At 52.1% G+C, this 20,844-nt stretch carries 24 protein-coding genes; 2 read left to right on the top strand and 22 right to left on the bottom strand.

Features of this window, described 5'->3' with window-relative positions; all coding sequences use genetic code 11:
- Positions 1–9: 9 nt before the first annotated feature.
- The 18 genes from QQJ87_RS05120 to QQJ87_RS05035 form a co-directional block, all read right to left on the bottom strand.
- Entirely contained in the window at positions 10–750 is a 741-nt protein-coding gene (locus tag QQJ87_RS05120; RefSeq protein WP_284280349.1) for a pyridoxine 5'-phosphate synthase, read from the bottom strand.
- Complete coding sequence (gene recO, locus QQJ87_RS05115) at positions 747–1,454, bottom strand: DNA repair protein RecO (protein WP_284280348.1); 708 nt, start codon at positions 1,452–1,454, stop codon at positions 747–749. Before recO ends, QQJ87_RS05120 begins: the two co-directional genes overlap by 4 nt.
- Entirely contained in the window at positions 1,447–2,343 is an 897-nt protein-coding gene (gene era / locus QQJ87_RS05110; RefSeq protein WP_284280347.1) for a GTPase Era, read from the bottom strand. Before era ends, recO begins: the two co-directional genes overlap by 8 nt.
- Complete coding sequence (gene rnc, locus QQJ87_RS05105) at positions 2,344–3,060, bottom strand: ribonuclease III (RefSeq protein ID WP_284280346.1); 717 nt, start codon at positions 3,058–3,060, stop codon at positions 2,344–2,346.
- A gap of 15 nt (positions 3,061–3,075) precedes the next feature.
- A complete protein-coding gene (gene lepB, locus QQJ87_RS05100) occupies positions 3,076–3,945 on the bottom strand; it encodes a signal peptidase I (protein WP_284280345.1) in 870 nt (289 codons plus the stop codon).
- A 2-nt stretch (positions 3,946–3,947) separates the two neighbouring features.
- On the bottom strand, positions 3,948–5,741 hold the full coding sequence (gene lepA / locus QQJ87_RS05095; RefSeq protein WP_284280399.1) for a translation elongation factor 4: 1,794 nt from the start codon (positions 5,739–5,741) through the stop codon (positions 3,948–3,950).
- A gap of 133 nt (positions 5,742–5,874) precedes the next feature.
- A complete protein-coding gene (locus tag QQJ87_RS05090; RefSeq protein ID WP_431310076.1) occupies positions 5,875–7,332 on the bottom strand; it encodes a DegQ family serine endoprotease in 1,458 nt (485 codons plus the stop codon).
- A gap of 14 nt (positions 7,333–7,346) precedes the next feature.
- Positions 7,347–8,330: a MucB/RseB C-terminal domain-containing protein gene (locus tag QQJ87_RS05085; protein ID WP_284280344.1), complete on the bottom strand. Its 984-nt coding sequence runs from the start codon at positions 8,328–8,330 to the stop codon at positions 7,347–7,349.
- Between the two features lie 9 nt (positions 8,331–8,339).
- On the bottom strand, positions 8,340–8,996 hold the full coding sequence (locus QQJ87_RS05080) for a sigma-E factor negative regulatory protein (protein WP_284280343.1): 657 nt from the start codon (positions 8,994–8,996) through the stop codon (positions 8,340–8,342).
- A gap of 11 nt (positions 8,997–9,007) precedes the next feature.
- The gene (rpoE, locus tag QQJ87_RS05075) at positions 9,008–9,610 is read right to left on the bottom strand and encodes an RNA polymerase sigma factor RpoE (RefSeq protein WP_284280342.1); all 603 of its coding nucleotides are present in this window, start codon (positions 9,608–9,610) and stop codon (positions 9,008–9,010) included.
- A gap of 358 nt (positions 9,611–9,968) precedes the next feature.
- The gene (fabF, locus tag QQJ87_RS05070) at positions 9,969–11,207 is read right to left on the bottom strand and encodes a beta-ketoacyl-ACP synthase II (RefSeq protein WP_284280341.1); all 1,239 of its coding nucleotides are present in this window, start codon (positions 11,205–11,207) and stop codon (positions 9,969–9,971) included.
- A 78-nt stretch (positions 11,208–11,285) separates the two neighbouring features.
- Positions 11,286–11,525, bottom strand: coding sequence for an acyl carrier protein (gene acpP, locus QQJ87_RS05065; protein WP_284280340.1), 240 nt, complete (start codon positions 11,523–11,525; stop codon positions 11,286–11,288).
- Between the two features lie 85 nt (positions 11,526–11,610).
- Positions 11,611–12,357 (bottom strand): 3-oxoacyl-ACP reductase FabG, encoded by a 747-nt coding sequence (gene fabG / locus QQJ87_RS05060; protein WP_284280397.1) that lies wholly within the window; start codon positions 12,355–12,357, stop codon positions 11,611–11,613.
- Between the two features lie 29 nt (positions 12,358–12,386).
- Positions 12,387–13,337, bottom strand: a complete 951-nt coding sequence (gene fabD, locus QQJ87_RS05055; RefSeq protein WP_284280339.1) for an ACP S-malonyltransferase — start codon at positions 13,335–13,337, stop codon at positions 12,387–12,389.
- 41 nt (positions 13,338–13,378) lie between these two features.
- A complete protein-coding gene (locus QQJ87_RS05050; protein WP_284280338.1) occupies positions 13,379–14,356 on the bottom strand; it encodes a beta-ketoacyl-ACP synthase III in 978 nt (325 codons plus the stop codon).
- Between the two features lie 8 nt (positions 14,357–14,364).
- Entirely contained in the window at positions 14,365–15,438 is a 1,074-nt protein-coding gene (gene plsX, locus QQJ87_RS05045; RefSeq protein WP_284280396.1) for a phosphate acyltransferase PlsX, read from the bottom strand.
- A 57-nt stretch (positions 15,439–15,495) separates the two neighbouring features.
- Complete coding sequence (rpmF, locus tag QQJ87_RS05040; RefSeq protein WP_284280337.1) at positions 15,496–15,678, bottom strand: 50S ribosomal protein L32; 183 nt, start codon at positions 15,676–15,678, stop codon at positions 15,496–15,498.
- Positions 15,679–15,699: 21 nt separating this feature from the next.
- Positions 15,700–16,278 (bottom strand): YceD family protein, encoded by a 579-nt coding sequence (locus QQJ87_RS05035; protein WP_284280336.1) that lies wholly within the window; start codon positions 16,276–16,278, stop codon positions 15,700–15,702.
- Between the two features lie 60 nt (positions 16,279–16,338).
- Here QQJ87_RS05035 and QQJ87_RS05030 point away from each other — a divergent pair, with 60 nt between their 5' ends.
- Positions 16,339–16,920 carry a Maf family nucleotide pyrophosphatase gene (locus tag QQJ87_RS05030; protein ID WP_284280335.1) on the top strand — a complete coding sequence of 194 codons (582 nt, stop codon included), beginning with the start codon at positions 16,339–16,341 and terminating at the stop codon, positions 16,918–16,920.
- Positions 16,921–16,945: 25 nt separating this feature from the next.
- Positions 16,946–17,659 (top strand): SAM-dependent methyltransferase, encoded by a 714-nt coding sequence (locus QQJ87_RS05025; protein WP_284280334.1) that lies wholly within the window; start codon positions 16,946–16,948, stop codon positions 17,657–17,659.
- Here QQJ87_RS05025 and QQJ87_RS05020 read toward each other — a convergent pair.
- Genes QQJ87_RS05020 through QQJ87_RS05005 form a run of 4 tightly spaced genes read right to left on the bottom strand, consistent with a single transcriptional unit; the run spans position 17,656 to position 20,703 of the window.
- The gene (locus QQJ87_RS05020; RefSeq protein ID WP_284280333.1) at positions 17,656–18,627 is read right to left on the bottom strand and encodes a S49 family peptidase; all 972 of its coding nucleotides are present in this window, start codon (positions 18,625–18,627) and stop codon (positions 17,656–17,658) included. The two genes, QQJ87_RS05025 and QQJ87_RS05020, sit on opposite strands and share 4 nt — an antisense overlap.
- A 23-nt stretch (positions 18,628–18,650) precedes the next feature.
- Positions 18,651–19,028 (bottom strand): Rieske (2Fe-2S) protein, encoded by a 378-nt coding sequence (locus QQJ87_RS05015; RefSeq protein ID WP_284280332.1) that lies wholly within the window; start codon positions 19,026–19,028, stop codon positions 18,651–18,653.
- A 5-nt stretch (positions 19,029–19,033) separates the two neighbouring features.
- Positions 19,034–19,699 (bottom strand): HAD-IA family hydrolase, encoded by a 666-nt coding sequence (locus tag QQJ87_RS05010; RefSeq protein WP_284280331.1) that lies wholly within the window; start codon positions 19,697–19,699, stop codon positions 19,034–19,036.
- On the bottom strand, positions 19,696–20,703 hold the full coding sequence (locus QQJ87_RS05005; RefSeq protein WP_284280330.1) for an RluA family pseudouridine synthase: 1,008 nt from the start codon (positions 20,701–20,703) through the stop codon (positions 19,696–19,698). The genes QQJ87_RS05010 and QQJ87_RS05005 overlap by 4 nt, the downstream gene beginning before the upstream one ends.
- Positions 20,704–20,844: the final 141 nt, after the last annotated feature.

Genomic DNA, 20,844 nt, shown 5'->3' with positions numbered 1-20,844 from the left:
GAGGGCCTATTAACGAGGCCGCAAGGCCTGAAGACGGGAAGTCACCATTTTTTCTTTCATGGTGCGAATGGCGCCTTCCCACCCCAAAAACACGGAATTGGCAACGATGCTGTGGCCAATGTTTAATTCAGTGATGGATTCAATGGCCGCGATGGCCGACACATTCTCATAATTCAAACCGTGACCCGCATTGACCCGCAGGCCTTCCGAGAAGCCGAAATCTGCGGCTTTTCTAACCCTGGCCAACTCATGGTCCAGCCGGGCCCCCACAGCATGAGCATAGGCACCGGTGTGCAGTTCAACCGCCTTGGCTCCACAACGCAAGGCTGCCTCAATTTGATCGGGTTCTGGGTCAATGAACAACGACACACGCATGCCCTGGTCTTGCAAACGGGCCACCGCAGGCGCAATCAGATGAAAACCGCCAATCACATCCAGACCGCCTTCTGTGGTCACTTCTTCCCTGCGTTCGGGCACAAAGCAAACATCTTGAGGCTGGATTTCCTCCACCAAACGCAGCATCCCCTCCACCACCGCGCACTCGAAATTCAAGCGGGTTGAAATGGCGGGCCGAATACGTCGCACATCGTCGTCCTGCATGTGACGCCTGTCCTCGCGCACATGAAGGGTAATCGCGTCGGCCCCGTACTCTTCAGCCAGCAATGCAGCCTTCAATGGGTCGGGTTCATGCCCCCTTCGCGCCTGGCGAATGGTTGCAATGTGATCAATATTTACACCGAGTTCAATCATGCTTTTAACAACTGCTCCATCCAGACTCTCGACAACAATCCATTGGGTGCCACGTGACTCAGCAGAAGCTGACGAGTCACCGGACGAAAACTGGCCGCCATGGAGCGGGTCATTTGCCCCTGCGCACCCAATTCCAGAATCAATTCACCCGGCACACCATAGTCTGATCGCTCAGTGCGGGTCTGCCAACCTGCTTGATCGATCCAGACATACTGCATCTCTGCCCGCAAAAGCTGGCCCGTACAGTCACGCTCAAAGTCGAGCCCGTAGCCCAAGTGCTGCAGCAAGGCCAACTCAAAACCACGCACGGTGACATTCATGTCATCACCCTGTGCCAATGCACGCAAAGCCGAGGCATACGTGTCAAACAAAGGGGCGTGGGGGTCCTCTCGCTGTAAACCACGCATTAACAATTCATTCAGGTAATACGCTGCGAACAGCGATTTGCCCTCTGGCGGCACCGCGCCCCCAAGCCATTCAGCGTGAGTCAGGGTTTTCACTTCCGATTTGCCGGAAAACCGCACCAACAAAGGCTGAAAGCTCACCAAAACGGGCCTCAAGGCCGAGTTTGGGCGCTTTGCGCCCTTGGCCATCACGGGCAATCGCCCAGCTTCACGACAAAACAGCTCAACCACAAGGCTTGTCTCTTTGTAGGGCAAGCTGTGCAACACAAAAGCCTGATCCTGATTTGCCCTGCTAGTCATATCCCAAGCTTTGCAGCAAACCAGCGTTGTCCGCCCAACCACTGCGCACTTTCACCCATGTTTCAAGATGCACGCGCCCCTGAAACAGAGACTCCATGTCCTGGCGAGCCTCAGAGGCGATTCGCTTCAGTTTCTCACCGCCCTTGCCAATAATCATGGCCTTGTGGGATTGCCTGTCCACCAATATCGACGCGTAAATCACGCGGCGTCCGTCCTCGATGGTGAATTTGTCAATCACCACCGTGCAGGTGTAGGGCAACTCATCGCCAACCAATCGAAACAGCTTTTCACGAATTCGCTCGGCAGCCAGAAACTTTTCAGGGCGATCTGTGAGTGTGTCTTCGTCATAAAAGAAAGGTTGCTCGGGCAGATGCTCAGCCACAGCCTGCTTCAGGCCATCCAGATTTTTCTTGCTTTGAGCACTCACAGGCACAATTGCCGCAAAATTGGCCTGCCCACTGACTTTTTCAATGAATGGCAAAACCAGATTTTTATTGTCCAATTGATCCAGTTTGTTAATGACTGCAATCACTGGAACACCCTTGGGACACAAGGCCAGTACCTTCAAATCGGCATCGGTCAACTTGTCCTGCTCGATCACCCACAAAATGACATTCACGTCACCCAGCGCCGTCAGCACCGCACGATTCATGGTTTTGTTCAAAGCACTGGAATGTTTGGTCTGAAAACCCGGCGTGTCTACAAAAATAAACTGCGTGGGCAAAGCAGACACTTCTTCCGTCATCACCCCGAGCACCCGATGACGTGTGGTTTGGGGTTTCGATGAAGTAATCGACAAATGTTCGCCCACAAGCGCATTCATCAGGGTGGATTTACCCACATTGGGACGGCCAATTACTGCCACCACTCCGCACTTGGACTGCGACATTCAAAGTCTCCTGGTTGACTGGTTGGGATCAGCATAGGCCTGATCCAGCAAAACTTCCAGCACGGCCTGAGCGGCCTGCTGCTCTGCGACTCGACGCGAGTGCCCTACGCCACTTTTGCGAATGTCAAAATCAGAAATGACGCACTCTACCTTGAACTCAGGGCTGGCAGAAGTGCCTCCTTCGACCAGCACAGCATAAACAGGTAGCCCCTTCTTGCGGGACTGCAAAAGTTCCTGAAGACGGGTCTTTGGGTCTTTGCCAAGACTTTCAATCGGAGTTTCAGCCAACACCGGCCTGAGCAACTTGAATACACAATCACGCGCCTTTTCAAAGCCTGCGTCCAGCAGAACGGCGCCAATTAACGCCTCCACAGCATCTGCCACTATACTGTCCTTGATTCGGCTGGCGCTTTTCAATTCGCCAGTGCCCAATATCAGCACAGACTCAAGATTGATTCGCCGACCAATGCTTGCCAGACAATCCTGCTTGACCAGGTGGGACCGTATGCGTGAAAGCTTACCCTCGTCCATGTCGGGGAAATCGTGATACAACAAAATGGATGCGGAGCAATTGAGGACGCTGTCACCCAAGAACTCCAACCGTTCATTGTGCGCAGCACTGAAGCTGCGATGAGTCAGTGCCATGCTCAGCAAATCAGGCTGGCTGAACATGTGCCCCAAAGCGGATTGAAGTGCCTGCAAAGATGACGAATTCAAAAGCGTTAAACCCCGTCAATAGGTCAAACCAATGCGGCTCAAATCGTTGAAATTCATCCAGACGAGGAACGCTTTTCCAACAATTTCCTTGTCAGAGACAAAGCCCCAAATGCGACTGTCGCTTGAATTGTCGCGATTATCACCCATCATGAAATAATGGCCCTTCGGTACCACGCAGCGAAAGCCCTTGACATCGTATTCACAATTCTTCCGAAACTCGAAATCTTCGGCTCCCACGACGTAAGCTGGCGCTTCCTCGTCATTGAGAATCATGTGGGTTTTGCCGTTGATGGTTTCTTTGTACTGCAATGAGTAACTGAACCGTTCCGGATCGTAATATTTTTCCACAGGGACAGTGGGCAGGGGCTTGCCGTTGATCGTCAAACGCTTGTCGTGATAATCCACCACATCACCGCCAACACCAATAACCCGCTTGATGTAATCCAGGCTTGGGTCGTTGGGGTAACGAAACACCATGACATCGCCCGGCTTTGGATCAGACACATTGATGACCTTTTTATCGAGGATCGGCAAACGGATACCGTAGGCAAACTTGTTCACTAAAATAAGATCGCCCACCAAAAGCGTGGGAATCATCGAGCCAGAAGGAATCTTGAATGGCTCCACCACGAACGAGCGCAGCAAAAACACAAACAGAATCACAGGAAAAAAGCTGGCTGAGTATTCAAGCCACATGGGCTGGCGCATGGCCGTGCTTTTGAGCTTCTTTTCGATTTCCGGACTGAGAGTTTGACCAGAATGCCGAGCCTGGGCCAGCACCTGGGCAGCCTCAAGGCGGCGTTTGGGCTTGAAAACCAGTAAATCAAGTACCCAAAAAAAGCCGGTACCCAGCACCAACAAAAACAGAATGACTGAAAAATCCATTGTTATTTATCTTCCACTTGTAGGATGGCCAAAAATGCTTCTTGGGGAATCTCAACGTTCCCGACCTGCTTCATGCGCTTTTTGCCGGCTTTTTGCTTTTCCAACAACTTCTTCTTACGGGAAATGTCACCACCATAGCATTTGGCCAACACGTTCTTGCGCAGGGCTTTGACAGTCTCACGCGCAATAATGTTCGCACCAATTGCAGCCTGAATGGCCACGTCAAACATTTGGCGAGAAATCACTTCCCGCATTTTCTGGGCCACAGCCCTGCCGCGATACACTGAATTGGCCCTGTGGACCATGATTGACAATGCATCCACCTTTTCACCGTTGATCAGCAAATCCACCTTGACCACATCCGCTGTCCTGTACTCTTTGAACGCATAATCCATCGAAGCATAGCCACGTGAGGTGGATTTGAGCTTGTCAAAAAAATCGAGCACGATTTCAGCCATCGGCATGTCAAAACTCAGGCGAACCTGCCTGCCGTGGTAGACCATGTTGGTTTGCGTGCCGCGCCTTCCGGTGCAAAGGGTCATTACTGAACCCACATATTCCTGAGGCATCAACAAATTAACCGCAACGATCGGTTCCTGAATTTCATCGATCTTGCTCAGATCCGGCATTTTTGACGGATTGTCCACCATCAACACTGTACCGTCGCGCTGCAGCACCCGATAAACCACAGTGGGTGCGGTGGTAATCAGGTCCATGTCAAATTCGCGCTCCAGGCGCTCCTGCACGATGTCCATGTGCAGCATGCCCAGAAAGCCACAGCGGAAACCAAAGCCCAAAGCCTGTGACACCTCAGGTTCGTAGTTCAATGCGGCGTCGTTCAACTTGAGTTTGTCCAGGGCCTCGCGAAGCGCCTCATACTGATTGGACTCCACTGGAAACAGACCCGCAAACACCTGGGACTGCACCTCTTTGAAACCAGGCAGCGGTTTTGGCGCGGGGTTGCCTGCCAGCGTCACGGTGTCACCCACCTTCGCGCTTTCCAGCAATTTGATACCCGCATTGATGTAGCCCACTTCGCCGGCTGAAAGGGACTCACGCGCGATGGATTTGGGCGTAAACACCCCAACGTCATCCGCAATGTAAGTGTCGCCTGTGGCCATCAACTTGATTTTGTCTTTGCGATTCAGCACGCCGTTGACCACACGCACCAGCATCACGACACCCACGTAGTTGTCAAACCAGCTGTCGATGATCAGGGCCTGCAAGGGTGCATCACGCGTGCCGCGGGCCGGCGGCACACGATTGACCACCAGTTCCAGCACATCGTCAATTCCCATGCCTGTCTTGGCAGAAATGGCAATTGCATCGCTGGCGTCAATTCCAATGACGTCTTCAATCTCTGCCCGGGCGTTGTCTGGGTCGGCCTGTGGCAAATCCATCTTGTTCAACACGGGCAGCACTTCCACACCCAGGTCAATGGCGGTGTAGCAGTTGGCCACGGTTTGGGCCTCAACGCCTTGGGAGGCATCCACAACCAGCAGCGCCCCTTCACAAGCCGACAATGAGCGGCTGACCTCATATGAAAAGTCCACGTGCCCAGGTGTGTCGATCAAATTCAGCAAATAAGTGTTGCCGTCTTTGGCTTTGTAGGTCAGCGCGGCTGTCTGCGCTTTGATGGTGATGCCGCGTTCACGTTCAATGTCCATTGAATCAAGTACCTGCGCATCCATCTCGCGGTCGCTCAAGCCTCCGCAACGATGAATCAACCGGTCGGCAAGCGTCGACTTGCCATGGTCAATGTGGGCAATAATTGAGAAATTGCGAATGTGCTGCATCTGCATCATTAAAAAAGGGGGCTGTTGGCCCCCATAAAACATGGATAACTCAGCATTTTAACTGAATGCACGCTCGAAGAACCAGAAAAATCAAGAAAGAAATTTAACGGGCTCTTCGAGGGTACTCAGTCAATTACGGCGTTATTACCACAAAGGTCGAGTTGTCACCGCGGCGAACCAGCAAAGCGATGGATTGGCCGGGTTTCATGCTGTTGACGATTTCGTTGAATTGCTTGGCCGATGTAATGTCAGTGCGGCCTACGCGCAGAATAACATCACCGGGCACCATCCCGACGGAGGCAGCCAAGCCATCGGAGGCCCGAACCACCACACCGGATTCCAGACCCAGTTGTGCCTTTTCGTCGGCAGTGGGATCAGAAACCGACAATCCAAGCTTGTCAGTCACCGTGGCCTTGGGCTTCTCTTCTTTCTTGGATGCAACTTTCTCGTTCTCAAACTCACCCACAGTCACTGTGAATGACTTTTCAGAACCCTTGCGCCACACCAGAATAGTGGCTTTTGTGCCGGGTTGCGTGTCGCCCACAATGCGTGGCAAATCAGATGCCTTTTTGATGTCTTTGCCATTGAACTTCAAAATAATGTCGCCGGCTTTCAAACCCGCCTTGTCGGCTGGCCCACCTTTGCTGACAGAGCCCACCAAAGCACCTTCGCTGGCATTCAACCCAAGTGCCTTGGCCACGTCCTCATCGACATCACCAATGCCAACGCCAATTCGACCACGCGTCACCTTGCCGGTTTTCTTCAGCTGGTCGGCCACGCGCATCACTTCGTCAATTGGAATTGCGAATGAAATGCCCATGAAACCGCCAGTGCGGCTGTAAATCTGTGAGTTGATACCGATCACCTCACCATCCAGGTTCAACAATGGGCCACCAGAGTTGCCAGGGTTCACTGCCACGTCGGTCTGGATGAAAGGCAAATACTCGCCTGTGTCACGGGCTTTGGCACTGATGATGCCGGCAGTCACTGTGTTGTCAAGACCAAAAGGCGAACCAATGGCCACAACCCACTGCCCTACTTTTGCTTTGCTGTCATCACCGATTTTAATGGTCGGCAAATCTTTGCCGTCAATTTTCAACAGCGCCACGTCTGTTCGCTTGTCTGAACCAATCACTTTGGCCTTGAACTCCCGCTTGTCGGTCAAAGTGACATAAATGTTGTCAGCCCCTTCGATCACGTGGTGGTTGGTCAACACATAACCGTTCGGATCGATGATGAAACCAGAGCCCACACCGCGTGGCACCTCACGATTGGGGTTGCCGTGTGGCATTTGCTGCGGCTGGGGTTGCTGCGGCTGCATGAACCTGCGGAAGAAATCGTAAAAAGGATCATTGGGATCCAGACCGGGAATTTCGGGCATTTGCTGTTGCTGAGCAACCTGCGACAGCTTTTGCGTGGTGCGAATGTTCACAACCGCGGGCCCTACCTTTTCCACCAGATCCGAAAAGTCAGGCAAATCACGGGCTGCCGCACGAGCCTGGTTTGCAAAAGCAAACATTGCACACAGAATGATCAGCGCAAAAAAATGCTGATAGCGATAAACCCAGTTTCGATGGGAAATTGTCTTCATGCTACTTTCCTTTTCTATTGTGATTTCCATTGAACCGACTTCAAAACCTGATTCAGCGTGACCAAAGGCACCTCACCCAAAGCCGTCACGAGATAATTTCCGACGGTTTGCGATCTGGAGACCACCGCCCCATGGGCCATGGGCACGTTGGGCATGGACTGACCTGCTTTGGCCCTTTGAACAAACACGGACAAAGTGGACAGGCCATCTGAATACACAGTCTGATCCACGCTTTGCCCCTTGCCCCTGACGCGACTAAAAACACCTGTCTTTTTAAAACCCTGAATGTCGTCAGGCAAAGAATACGGCAAACCCTGCGCATCGGCAGTGCTAACCTGCGTGTCAGCCATTTTCCAGCCCGGCTTTGCACTGTACAGAGACGGCCTTTTGGCAGGATCTGGATCAAAACTGATTTCAGTGAAGCCAACCTGTTCTAACAGATGCCCATCACTCGAATAAAGTTCCGAACGAAGAAGCAAATTGGTCACTTTGTCGATGTACAACCGGTATTCGTGGCGGTAGGCGTCCTTGGGGATCAGCCTGAACACCAAAGCCGAACGTCCAGCAACACGCTGGACTGGCAACTGTTTGATTTCATATACTTTCTCAGGCGCGTATGTGTCGTCCGGACCACTGAAAACCTGTGGGAATGCCGTGGAATTCTGACGACGTTCTGACAAAATCAGCTTTTGCTGAGGCAGTATGCACTGAATGACGTCGTTGTGACGAATCCATCGAGAAGGCTGACCATCCAGTTTCTCAAGCAACTCATCCTCGTCTCCATTGGGCGAGGCGAAATGCAGCAACTTGCTCGATTGAGTGTATTCACCAGACTGCGTGATCATGACGCCGGAATAAGAAAGCACCTTGGCTTGCTGATGAGTGGCCATAATAATTGACCAGGCTGAATCGCCCCCAAAGGCTGTGGCAGTAAAGCCGAACAAACAAAAACCTGCCAAAAGCCCAGTCACCCAGAATCGACTGATCCACTGCTTCATGGTTGCACTTCAGCGATGGCTTGAAACGTAGGTGAATTGAACATTCTGCCCCTCAAGTTCACTGGAAGGACGCCACACGTTCATCCATTCACCCGCATTGGCAGACGACGCCACCACCCTTTCGGTGCTGCTAAGCTCAGGGGAGTCAAGCGTGCCCGCAGCGATCGAAGAAACCCCTGCAATTCCGCCCGGCGCACTGTTCTGCTGATGGGCCATCAGGTAATCACGCAAAAGCGCCAGGTCGTCTTCACTGACATTGGACAAATCCGCAGTGCGCACAATCTGCACCTCGGAATCCAGCGGCGGAACCGTCTGGAACAAGCCAAACGAAAACAGGGCAATTGCCGCCGCTGAAACTGCCATGTTTCGACCAACGCCCACGCGAACCAATGACCTGAGCCGTCCCGCTTTCTTTCGCCGTTCGACAGTGTCCAGCTGAGGCGCCACAACCACGGGCTCCTGCTTGAGCACCTCTGCAAATCGCACCAAAAACTCAGGATTGTGATGCGCAGCAAGCTCGGAGGAACGAAGCACATCGCCCGCCAACTGGGACTCGTGCCAAGCGGACAGCAGACCGTCATCGAGATCTTTGAACAACGCGTCAAGCTCCTCATCTGGCAATTCACTGTCCATCAAAGCTGACAAATTTTCAAGTTTCTTGCTCATATTCATATCCATCACCAACGTTTGTCGCCACGCGGCCCCAACAGCGGCTTTATCTTTGCTGCTATGGCCTCGCGAGCCCTGAATATTCGAGATCTCACCGTGCCAATTGGACAATCCATGGCAGCGGCAATTTCTTCGTAACTCAATCCATCAATTTCACGCATGACAATCGCAGATCGGAGTTCTTCAGGCAAAGCAGTCATGGCGTCGTTGACGGCGACGCCGATCTGACGGCTCTCATAGAGCGATTCAGGCGTATCGATGTTACTAAGAGCAGAATTGTCTTCAAAAGTTTCATTGTCCTCATCTGCAATTTCACGCAATGCAGAGGGCCTTCGACTTTGAGTCACCAAGAGATTCTTGGCCGTGTTGATGGCAATCCTGTAAATCCAGGTGTAAAAAGCGCTCTCGCCCCTGAAGTTACCGATGGCGCGATAGGCCTTGATGAATGTTTCCTGCACCACGTCGTCAATGTCTTCCTGGTTTTTGACCATTCGGGTCAGCAAGCGGGCGACACGGCGATGATATTTGGACACCAGAAGATTGAAGGCAGCCTGATCACCAGACTGCACACGACGAACAATAATCAGATCTTCGTCTTTATCGGAGGACAAACTTCCTCCCTCTGTCGGACAGGGTATGCATTCGATCGAGCCAGTTTAATAGGAATGACATGTTTGGATCGCTCGATTTTACCCAGAAAGGATGGGGTGAAACGTCATGCAACCAAAAGAACACACCCAACGCGTTGTGCCAGGCGCGTTCAACCGAGCAATAACGTGGATATTTGTCGAACGAAGTCCGCAATAAAAGCCCAGGCTGAGACACAACCTGATGCTCAGGCGATTCAAAGCACAGGGTGTAATGTGGCTTACGCGATTCGCCAAACAACAGTGCATAAAATGAAAACACCCTGGCAGAAACTTCAAAACAAGCGAAGTTTCCACCAGGGTGATGGCTCATTGGGGACACTCAAATACGGGCGATTGCCAGCGTACCGTTGGTGCCACCGAAACCAAATGAGTTTGACAATGCGAGCTTGATGGGCATTTCACGAGCCTGATTGGCGCAATAATCCAGGTCACAGCCCTCACCGGCCTCCAGCAGATTGATGGTGGGTGGTGAAACCTGATGATGAACAGCCAAGGCAGTAAACACGGCCTCAATGCCGCCGGCTGCTCCGAGCAAATGTCCAGTCATGCTTTTAGTGGAGTTCACAACGGTTTTGCGGGCATGATCTCCAAGCGCACGCTTCACGGCCATGGTTTCGGCCAGGTCACCCAGGGGGGTAGAAGTACCATGCGCATTGATGTAAGACACCTGGTCTGCGTTCATGCCGGCATTGCGCAGCGCAGCCAACATGGATCGCGCAGCACCATCGCCGTCTGCACAAGGAGCGGTCATGTGGCTGGCGTCAGCACTCATGCCGTAGCCGACCAACTCACCGTAAATTTTTGCGCCACGCGCCTTGGCGTGTTCGTATTCTTCGAGTACGAGAACTCCAGCGCCTTCGCCCAATACAAACCCATCGCGGTCTTTGTCCCAGGGACGGCTGGCTGCTTCAGGGTCATCATTGCGGGTTGACAGGGCACGCATGGCCGCAAAACCGCCAATTCCCAAGGGAGAAACGGTGGATTCAGCACCACCAGCGATCATGACGTCTGCATCACCGTATTCAATCATGCGGCCGGCTTCGCCGATGCTGTGTGTACCTGTTGTACACGCTGTCACCATGGCAATGTTCGGACCCTTCAGCCCGTACATAATCGACATGTGTCCGGAAATCATGTTGATGATGCTTCCAGGCACAAAAAATGGAGAAATTCTTCGATACCCCTTGTTCACGTATTCCGTGTGGGTGTCCTCAATCATCGGCAAGCCGCCAATGCCAGAACCAATGCTGACGCCAATGCGTTCAGCGTTTTGCTCAGTCACTTCAATGCCTGAGTCTTTGAATGCCTGAATAGCCGCCGACAATCCATAATGTATGAATGTGTCCATTCGACCCGCATCTTTGGGGGGAATGTAGTCTTCGACTTTGAAATCCTTGACTTCACCAGCGATCTTTACACTGAGTCCCTCAGTGTCAAAACGTGTGATAGTGCGAATGCCGGAGCGACCCTGGGTCAGACTGGACCAAACCTCGTCTGCAGAGTTTCCAATCGGGCTGACTATGCCCAATCCAGTAACAACAACACGTCTTCGGCTCACGAGCCCTCCCTCTTGTTCAATTCATGACCGATGGAGAAGGCCTAGGGGGCCCCTCTCCATCCAATTCACAAATCCGTATTAAGACTTTGAGTGAGTCTTAACGTAATCAATCGCTTGTTGAACTGTTGTAATCTTCTCGGCTTCTTCATCGGGAATTTCTGTCTCAAATTCCTCTTCCAAAGCCATCACCAATTCAACTGTGTCCAGGGAATCAGCGCCGAGATCATCTACGAAAGAAGATTCGGTCTTGATTTCTTCTTCTTTTACGCCGAGCTGTTCAGCAACAATCTTCTTGACGCGCTGTTCAATGTTTTCCATTACGGAGCCTCCGTGGTTTCAAATAAAATCGAAAATGCTAACAAAGTAATATGACGAAACATCATCAATTACAATGTTTTTCTTGTTAACCAATCCACATTCCACCGTTTACATGGAGTGTGGTTCCAGTTACATACCCCGCGTGGTCGCTGGCCAGATACAACACCGCCGCAGCAATGTCTTCTACCTGTCCCAAACGCCCCAGCGGGATTTGTTGTTTCAACTGATCGATCTGAGCCTCGCTCAATGCGTCAGTCATGTCTGTTTTGATAAATCCGGGTGCAACACAGTTTACCGTGATATTGCGGCTTCCAAGCTCACGGGCGAGCGCTTTTGTCATACCCGCCACACCCGCTTTGGCGGCCGCGTAGTTGGCCTGACCCGGGTTACCGGTTACTCCGACCACGGAGGTGATGTTGATGACACGCCCATGGCGTGCTTTCATCATCGGGCGCATTGCTGCTTTGGTCATCTTGAACACTGCCGACAAGTTGGTGGAAATCACATCGTCCCATTCTTCGTCTTTCATGCGCATTGCAAGTTGGTCACGCGTAATGCCCGCGTTGTTGACCAACACGGCAACAGACCCGAAATCTTCGGCGATTTTAGCAAATAACGGTTCGATAGACCCAGCGTCATTGACATTTAAAACCATACCGACACCGGTTAATCCAGCTTCTCGAAGGGCAGCAGTAATACGATCTGCACCTGACTGCGTTGTCGCGGTGCCAACCACAGCGGCACCGGCACGCCCCAGGGTCAACAAAGTTTCCTGACCGATACCACGGCTTGCCCCGGTGACGAGGGCCACCTTCCCAGTCAAATCAAACAGGTACACAGTGTCTGTCTCCAGTTGAATAATCAGGCGGAGACGGCTTGAAGCGCCGCCCGCACGGAATCGGGGTCGCTCATGCTGACCACCGGCACATCAGAAATCCGCTTGACCAAGCCTGAAAGTACCTTGCCCGGCCCACATTCAACGAACAGGGTTGCTCCTTCTGCGGTCATTTTCTGAATGGTCTCAACCCATCTCACAGGTCGATAGGCTTGGCGAACCAAGGCATCGACAATTTGAAGTGGATCGGTCTCGATACTGACGTCTACGTTGTTAATCACGGGGCAATTTGGCGCACCAAGATTCAAACCTGAAAGCGCCTTACTCAAGCGAATGGAAGCGGGCTTCATCAGCGAGGAGTGAAACGGAGCCGACACTGGCAACTCAAGCGCGCGCTTGGCCCCCGCCTGTTTTGCAAGTTCACAGGCCTTTTTGACAGCCGATGCACTACCGGCAATCACCACTTGTGAGGGTGCATTGAAATTGACCGCCTCTACAACACTGGCACCTTCAGATGCGCTTGCGCACACTTGAATGACCGCCTCATCGGATAGACCGAGCACAGCCGCCATGCCGCCCTGACCCACAGGAACGGCGTCTTGCATGGCTTGGGCGCGAATACGCACCAATGGAAGCGCCTGCTCGATGGAAAGCACACCCGCAGCAACCAGTGCCGCGTATTCACCCAGTGAATGGCCTGCCACCATGGCGGGCGCATGGCCGCCGAGTTGCTTCCAGGCCTCAAAGACCAGCACATCGCCCAGCAGCATGGCCGGTTGCGTGTTGGTTGTCAGGTTCAACTGTTCCGCAGGGCCATTCTTGATCAATCCGACGATGTCGTCACCCAAGGCCTTGGAAGCAACGTCGGCCAGATGCTGATACAGATTCGCTGTGGCTGAATCCGATTCGAACGAATTGAGCATCCCGACTGACTGAGAGCCTTGGCCTGGAAACAGAAATGCGATTTTTGAAGTCATGCTTTTGAGGAATCCCGAATAATTGTAGTTTGCGCAGCATTTTACATGCGAACGAGCACACTGCCCCAGGTAAACCCACCACCCACACCCTGCAAAAGCACGTGATGCCCTTTTTTGATGCGACCTTGGCTAACAGCGACATCAAGCGCAAGCGGAACTGATGCTGCAGACGTGTTACCGTGGTCACCAACCGTGACCACAACGCGATCTTCAGGCAATTTGAGGCGTTTGGCCACAGACTGAAGAATTCGAACGTTGGCCTGATGCGGCACAAGAAAATCCAGTTTGGATGGGTCAAAATCCGCCTCGTGCATCAATTCAAGTGCACTTTGACCCAATACAGAGACCGCCTGACGGAAAACCGCCTGGCCGTCCATGCGTAGAAATGGGTCGCCCACAATTTGACCATTTACGATTCGCCCCTTGGCATTCAGAATGTGCTCAAGTGAACCGTCGGCGTGCAACTTGCAGCCCAAAATGCCGGGCTGTGTGTCGGCTTTCAAAACAACCGCGCCTGCCCCGTCGCCGAAAAGCACACAGGTGGTGCGGTCTTGCCAATCCATTAGGCGGCTGAACACCTCAGATCCTATCACCAAGGCGTTTTTGAACTGACCAGACTTCAGCATGGAATCGGCGATTGTCAGCGCATAAACAAATCCGCTGCAAACAGCTTGAATGTCAAAGGCGACCGCCTTTTTGGCACCAATGGCCCCCTGCACCAGGCAGGCAGTGGAGGGAAACACCTGATCGGGCGTGGAGGTGGCGAGAACGATCAGATCCACCTCGCCTGGCAACAGGCGAGCACGCTCAAGGGCTTGAATAGCAGCCTTTGAGGCCAGATGTGCATTGGTCTCTTCTTCAGAGCAAATGTACCGCTGACGAATTCCCGTTCGGGTTTCAATCCATTCGGCGCTGGTTTCTACACCGCGCTTGGCCAGGAATTCGGTAAGCTGAACGTTGGATACCACACGTTCGGGCAGGCAAGAACCCGTGCTGGCAATAGAGCTATAAAGCGACATGCATCTCTTTAATTGGTTTTGGTCTCCAGCGAATCATTGGGCACCTCATCACCACGCCGCTCCTCTGCCTTTGGCCGAACGTAGTGAGACATCGTTGTGCGGATGCTGTCAATCAGATTTGAATTGGCAGCGTCGTGCGCACGTTTGATGGCAAAGAAGAACCCATAAGCATCCGCAGAGCCATGGCTTTTAATCACAATCCCTTTCAAGCCCAGCAGGGCAGCACCGTTGTACCGCCTGGGGTCCACTCTCTTTTTGAATCGGAGTAGTACCGGCGCGGCAAACATTGCCGCAACCTTGGGCCAGATCCCTTTTTTGAATTCTGTTTTAATGATGTCGCCCAGCATGTGTGCCAGGCCCTCGGAGGTTTTAAGGGCAACATTGCCCACAAACCCATCGCACACCACGACATCGGTGGTGCCTTTGTAGATGTCATTGCCCTCTACGTTACCATAGAAGTTCAGTTCACTGTCTCGAAGCAGTTCGCCCGCTTTCTTGACCACCTCGTTGCCCTTGATGACTTCCTCACCGATGTTCAACAGACCAACGGTGGGCTTGTCAATGCCTTCGGTGCATTTCACCAGTGCAGAACCCATCACGCCGAACTGAAACAAATGCTCGGGCTCACAATCCACATTGGCACCCAAGTCGAGCATCAAAGTGCCCTTACCCAATTGATTGGGTAAGGATGAGGCAATCGCCGGTCTGTCGATGCTGTCCATCGTTTTCAGCACGAATCGGGAAATCGCCATTAATGCCCCGGTGTTGCCTGCGCTGACAAAAGCAGACGCAAGGCCCTCTTTGACCAGGTTGGCACACACGCGAATGGAAGAGTCTTTCTTGTTGCGCAGCGCTTGGGCGGGCGGATCATCCATTTCCACCACTTCACTGGCGTGATGAATGGTCAGGCGCGGGTGTTCAAGCGCCTTCTTTTTCAAAAGGGCAGCTTCAATGTCGGGCTGGCGCCCCACAAGAATCAAATGTACGTCGTCAAACTCTTTCAGAAAGCGCAGGCATGCCGGAACTGTAACCGACAAGCCATGATCGCCTCCCATGCAATCAATCGCAATGCGAACCATCAGAACGAGCCCTTTAGGTCTTCAAGGCAACTTGACTGCGTTGCCGACGTTTGAAATCAATCAATCTTCGGATTTGGTCTTGACAACTTTCTTGCCACGGTACATGCCGTTGGGGCTAATGTGGTGACGCAGGTGCAGTTCACCTGAGGCGGAATCGGCTGACAAGGTTGGCGCAGTCAGATTTTGGTGTGAACGGTGCATGCCACGCTTGGAAGGTGACTTTTTGTTTTGTTGAACGGCCATTTTAAAGCTCCATAAATAAAATTACTGTTTGCCCTTTTTGAGCAACTGCCCAAGATCGGCAAAGGGGCGATGAACCTTCTTGGGTGGCTCATCGTCATTTTGCACCCCTGGCTCGACATTCACTTCGCTCAAGCCAGACTGCTCATGTTCTTCGCTACTGCATGTGTCGTGTTTGGGAAACATCGGACAAACCAGCAACAACTCGTCTTCCAGCCAGTCTCTCAAATTGACCACACCAGAACAAGCCACATAATCGACGTCTTCATCGTCGATTTCCTGGTCTTTCTCATCCGCTTGCTGCTCAGATTTGGCAAGAATCAACTTGCGATCAAACACAATGCGCTGCACGACCACCTCGTCGCAAACCACGCAATGAAAACCGGCTTCAAACTCGCCAGCAAGGTGAATAACACTCTCGCCCTGACGGTTTAAATAGCCTTTGACTTGCCACTCGATTACTTTGAAACCGGTAATTTCCGGGTCATTTTTCAGGCGAGGAAAATCAAGGTCGTCATGATAGCCCGATATTGTACCGCCTGCACGGCAAAAAGCCCAAGCGTCAAATTCAACTACTTCTTTTTGTGACACTTTACGAGACATGCGTTTATATCAAAGCACGAAACGCGCGATAATACGCGCCTAATGACTTTCTGTAAAGACATGACCAGACAAGTAATACTGGCCTCCAGCTCAAAATATCGCCGTGAATTACTGGAAAGGCTGCGGATCCCGTTCAACTGTTTTTCTCCGGAAATCGACGAATCCGTACTTCCCAATGAAACCCCTCTTCAAAACTGCATTCGGCTTGCTCGTGAAAAGGCTGGCGTGATTGCCCGAGAAAACCCAGCCGCTGTCGTGATCGGGTCAGATCAGGTGGCAGACGTCAACGGAAAGGCCATCAGCAAACCCGGCACCCACGACAAGGCCACGCAGCAATTGCACGAAATGAGCGGCCAGAAGATCGTGTTTCACACGGCCGTGTGTGTCAGCTGCCTTGAGACGGGCACACAGATCGAGTTTTGTATTCCCACCACAGTTGAATTTCGGGAATTGAATCCGGCGGAAATAGAACGATATCTGCTCGCTGAACAACCCTACGACTGTGCGGGATCTGCAAAAAGTGAAGGCCTGGGAATTGCGTTGCTGAAATCCATTCAATCGGACGACCCAACCGCGCTGATCGGTTTGCCCCTCATCGCTTTGTCAGACGCCCTGCGAAAATCAGGCATTGCCCTGCCCTAACCCACAGTCTGCCCTCGGGAGTAGCATGCTTTACCTGATTCCAAGCCCACTGAGCCAAGAAACCCCCACTTTGTCAGTATTGGCAGAAGACCTTCCAAGAGTTCAAGGGTGCAAAATCTGGATTGTCGAGAATGCAAAACCGGCCCGTGCGGCCCTGCAAATCTTTAAAATGCCGGTTCCAGTCCGGGATCTTGAAATTTACGAACTCAAACAGCTTGATCATGCCGCCCGCCAACAACTGATTCAAAGAGGATTAAATGGTGAACCCATCGGCCTGATGAGCGACGCAGGCTGCCCAGGGGTTGCTGACCCAGGTGCCGAGTTGATCGAACTTGCCCATCAACATGAATGCCCGGTCATGCCCCTGGTTGGACCAAGCGCGATATTGCTGGGGCTAATGGGAAGCGGTCTGAACGGTCAAAACTTTCACTTTCATGGATATCTGCCCGTCGATGGTGTGGCTCGAACACAGGCAATACAGCAACTTGAATTCCTGTCAGAGAAAAATGGCATCACACAAATCGCCATTGAAACACCGTTCAGAAACCAGAAGTTTCTCGACGCACTTGTAGACAATCTGAAACCATCCACGTCTTTGTGTGTGGCCACCGATCTGACCGGTGCAGGCCAGCGCATCACCACCAAAGCCGTCGGCCAATGGAAAAAAACCAAGCCTGAGTTGGGCAAAACGCCGACCGTGTTTTTGTGGCTCGCCCAAGGCAAGCCACAAAAAAATTAACGCACCACGGTTTGGTCGTTCATGGTTTGGAATAGACCAGCCATGAAAGAGGAGCCAATCGCACGTCCGAACTCGACGCCCACGGTTTTGGCAACCCGTTCGGCGAATGATTCCTGATAGGTGTAATCAACTACCTTGTCAGTTTTAAATACGTCACGGGCCACACTGCCCACTGAGCCAGTGGCGTCAGCCAGGCCGAGTTCAATGCTCTTTTCACCCGTCCAGACCAGTCCGGAAAAAAGCTCAGGGTCAGACTTGAGTCGATCACCCCTGCCCTTTTTCACGACATCAATGAATTGCTGATGAATTTGCGCAACCATTTGTTTGGCAAATTCGATCTGATAAGGCACTTCCTTGCTGAATGGATCGAGAAACCCTTTGTTCTCGCCGGCAGTAATCATTCGGCGCTCAATACCGAGCTTTTGCATGGCGTCGGTAAATCCAAAACCGTTCATGATGACACCGATGGAACCGACCAGACTTGCCTTATCGACGTAGATCTTGTCGGCTGCCGCCGCAACGTAGTAGGCGCCTGACGCACAAATGTCATCCACCACAGCGATCAATTGTTTCTTGGGATACTTTTTACGAAGACGACCGATCTCGTCGTTAATTTGACCGGCTTGAACCGGGCTGCCGCCCGGGCTGTTGATTTCAAGAATCACGCCCACTGCGTTTGAATCTTCAAATGCATCCCGAAGGCTGGCATTGATCTGATCAGCATTGGCCTGTGTTTTTGCACCGATTTCACCGGTTAATTCGACCCTGGCAACATGCGGACCCACATCGATGGCCTGGCTTGTCTTAAACCCGATCAGCGACGAATACAAAATAACGCCCAGGTAGCCAAAGCCCAGCAATTTAAAGAATATTCCCCAACGTCGCTTGCGCTTCTGCTCGGTCAAAGCGGACTGAGCCAGCTTCTCAATCAGATTGCGTTCCCAGTTGTCGTCTTTTTTAGAGTCCATGAACTTCTAATCCTTTGTTAAATCTAGTCTTCAATGCCTTCTGGCGGCACTGTCACAAGGTCAGCAGGCTTCCAGAATACTTCGCCGGCTCGCTCCGAAACATGGAGACGCACCAAAGGGGACCCGGCACAAGGACCACCCAGACACTGCCCGTCCGTGGCGTCGTAATTCGCACCGTGGGTTGCGCACACGATGACTCGACCCGAGTCATCCAGAAACTCGCCATAATTCCAGTCCATCTCGACTGGCACATGCGAACAACGATTCAAGAAGCTACGCACTTCGTTGTCCACCCGCACAACAAACGCGCTGGTGGACTCCCCGTTGTAGAGTACATTGAATCGATAGGCCATTCCGCCTTCCTGCAAATCTTCCGAGTTGCAAACCTTAATTTCACTCATTTCTGTCACTGTTCAAATTTTCTGACGTTGTTAATTAACCAGGGGGCTGCTTCGTTAATAGACGGAAAAGCAATCAAATGCGGCACGGTGGCCAACAAGGCTGGCGTGTGGGCGCCAGACTGAACCGCGACCGAGTGTACACCGGCGGACTGAGCCATCTGAAGATCGTGCGTTGTATCGCCAATCATCACGAGGTCTTCGGGTTCAAGGGCGAATTCGGCCATCAGTTCATGCAACATTTGAGGGTGTGGCTTGCTGAAGCATTCGTCGGCGCAACGGGACGCTGAAAAATACCGACCAGTGCCCGATTGCGCCATGGCACGGTTCAGACCTTGCCTGCTTTTGCCGGTGGCGACCGTGCACAAAACACCCCGCTCGTTCAAGGCCTGTAATAAGGGAACCACCCCATCAAAAATCTGCAATTCGTGGTCGGTTGCCAGGTAATGGCGACGATAACCCTCGACCAAACCTTTAATTTGGGCGTCGGTGGCACCGGGTGCAGCATGCCTGAGGGCATCACTCAAACCCAAACCAATGACGTAGGACGCAATTTCAGGCCCGGGATCGGGTAGCCCCACATCGACGCAAGAGCGTTGTATGGCCCGTGTGATTGCCCCCGTGGAATCCAGAATGGTGCCATCCCAGTCAAACACAACCATTTTGTACTTCATTTTGAATCTGCCCTGTCCAAAGACTGAATAAATTTTTCGAGCTCCGGCGCAAGCGGAGCCTCCAGCACTATAGTTTCGTTCGTGGCCGGATGCACCAGCTGGATCCGCGCGGCGTGCAAAAACATGCGCTTCAACCCGAATTTGACAAGATATTTGTTCGTCGCAAAATCGCCGTATCGATCGTCACCCGCAATCGGAAAACCACTTGCACTGGTGTGCACACGAATCTGGTGGGTTCTGCCAGTCAAAATTTGTGCCTGCAACAAGGTAAAATCTGAGTTAAAAGAGCTAAAGCATTGAATCGGCTTGAATAAAGTGATTGCTTTGTCTCCACCGGGATCAACAAACACCTTTTTTTCATTCTCACCGCCCTGCACCTTGGTCAAAGACAACTCAACGCGATTCAGCGATTTTGGCCAACGCCCCAGCACCAGCGTCTGGTAGTACTTTTTCCAGGATCTTTCTCGAAGTTGTGCTTGCAAGGCCCTGAGCGCGCTGCGTTTTTTTGCAATGATCAAAACACCAGAGGTTTCTCGGTCTATCCGATGAACCAGCTCTAACTGGATTGAATTAAATCGTGCAAGTGCGCGCATTTGCTCAATAATGCCGAGGGAAACGCCAGAGCCACCGTGAACGGCTGTGCCTGAGGGCTTGTTGATCACCAGCAAATGATCATCCTCAAACAGGATCGGAATGGACTCGGCCGAACGAGCCAATCTGTCCAAATTCTGGACATTACCCGAAGTGTTTCCTTCAGGTGTTTGATCTACCAATGTTTTAATTGGTGGAATTCGAACTTTGTCGCCCACTCCGAGTTTGTGCTTGGCCTCCACCCGTTTGCTGTTGACCCGCACCTCTCCGGACCGGATGATTCTAAACAAATGCGCCTTTGGCACACCTTTGCAAATCTTGACCAGGAAGTTGTCGATACGCTGATCTTGAGAGTTTTCATCAATTTCAAGCACTATTGCGTGATCGGGATTGGGTTTTTCCTGTGTTTTCAATTCTTTGTTTTACCAATTGAAGATGTTCGGCATATAATCAAGTGCGTTGATTGCAATCGCTGTAAAAACGAGTAAAACAGTTCAGCGCAACAACCTATTGTAAACGGGTTTATCGCCAACCCTGGATGGCGATGATGATGT

Source organism: Limnobacter litoralis (genome assembly GCF_030160455.1).
Taxonomy (GTDB): Bacteria; Pseudomonadota; Gammaproteobacteria; order Burkholderiales; family Burkholderiaceae_B; genus Limnobacter; species Limnobacter litoralis.
The sequence above is the reverse complement of the archived record's forward strand: the minus strand, read 5'-3'. Positions and strand labels throughout refer to the sequence as shown.

Coding starts and splice junctions, on each gene's coding strand:
- QQJ87_RS05050 (WP_284280338.1), bottom strand. CDS start 14,356: ATGTCGCTTTATAGCTCTATTGCCAGCACGGGTTCTTGCCTGCCCGAA.
- QQJ87_RS05010 (WP_284280331.1), bottom strand. CDS start 19,699: ATGAAGTACAAAATGGTTGTGTTTGACTGGGATGGCACCATTCTGGAT.
- acpP (WP_284280340.1), bottom strand. CDS start 11,525: ATGGAAAACATTGAACAGCGCGTCAAGAAGATTGTTGCTGAACAGCTC.
- lepA (WP_284280399.1), bottom strand. CDS start 5,741: ATGCAGCACATTCGCAATTTCTCAATTATTGCCCACATTGACCATGGC.
- QQJ87_RS05035 (WP_284280336.1), bottom strand. CDS start 16,278: ATGTCTCGTAAAGTGTCACAAAAAGAAGTAGTTGAATTTGACGCTTGG.
- fabD (WP_284280339.1), bottom strand. CDS start 13,337: ATGACTTCAAAAATCGCATTTCTGTTTCCAGGCCAAGGCTCTCAGTCA.
- QQJ87_RS05085 (WP_284280344.1), bottom strand. CDS start 8,330: ATGAAGCAGTGGATCAGTCGATTCTGGGTGACTGGGCTTTTGGCAGGT.
- rpmF (WP_284280337.1), bottom strand. CDS start 15,678: ATGGCCGTTCAACAAAACAAAAAGTCACCTTCCAAGCGTGGCATGCAC.
- QQJ87_RS05090 (WP_431310076.1), bottom strand. CDS start 7,332: ATGAAGACAATTTCCCATCGAAACTGGGTTTATCGCTATCAGCATTTT.
- QQJ87_RS05030 (WP_284280335.1), top strand. CDS start 16,339: ATGACCAGACAAGTAATACTGGCCTCCAGCTCAAAATATCGCCGTGAA.
- QQJ87_RS05025 (WP_284280334.1), top strand. CDS start 16,946: ATGCTTTACCTGATTCCAAGCCCACTGAGCCAAGAAACCCCCACTTTG.
- era (WP_284280347.1), bottom strand. CDS start 2,343: ATGTCGCAGTCCAAGTGCGGAGTGGTGGCAGTAATTGGCCGTCCCAAT.
- recO (WP_284280348.1), bottom strand. CDS start 1,454: ATGACTAGCAGGGCAAATCAGGATCAGGCTTTTGTGTTGCACAGCTTG.
- lepB (WP_284280345.1), bottom strand. CDS start 3,945: ATGGATTTTTCAGTCATTCTGTTTTTGTTGGTGCTGGGTACCGGCTTT.
- QQJ87_RS05020 (WP_284280333.1), bottom strand. CDS start 18,627: ATGGACTCTAAAAAAGACGACAACTGGGAACGCAATCTGATTGAGAAG.
- QQJ87_RS05120 (WP_284280349.1), bottom strand. CDS start 750: ATGATTGAACTCGGTGTAAATATTGATCACATTGCAACCATTCGCCAG.
- QQJ87_RS05080 (WP_284280343.1), bottom strand. CDS start 8,996: ATGAGCAAGAAACTTGAAAATTTGTCAGCTTTGATGGACAGTGAATTG.
- QQJ87_RS05015 (WP_284280332.1), bottom strand. CDS start 19,028: ATGAGTGAAATTAAGGTTTGCAACTCGGAAGATTTGCAGGAAGGCGGA.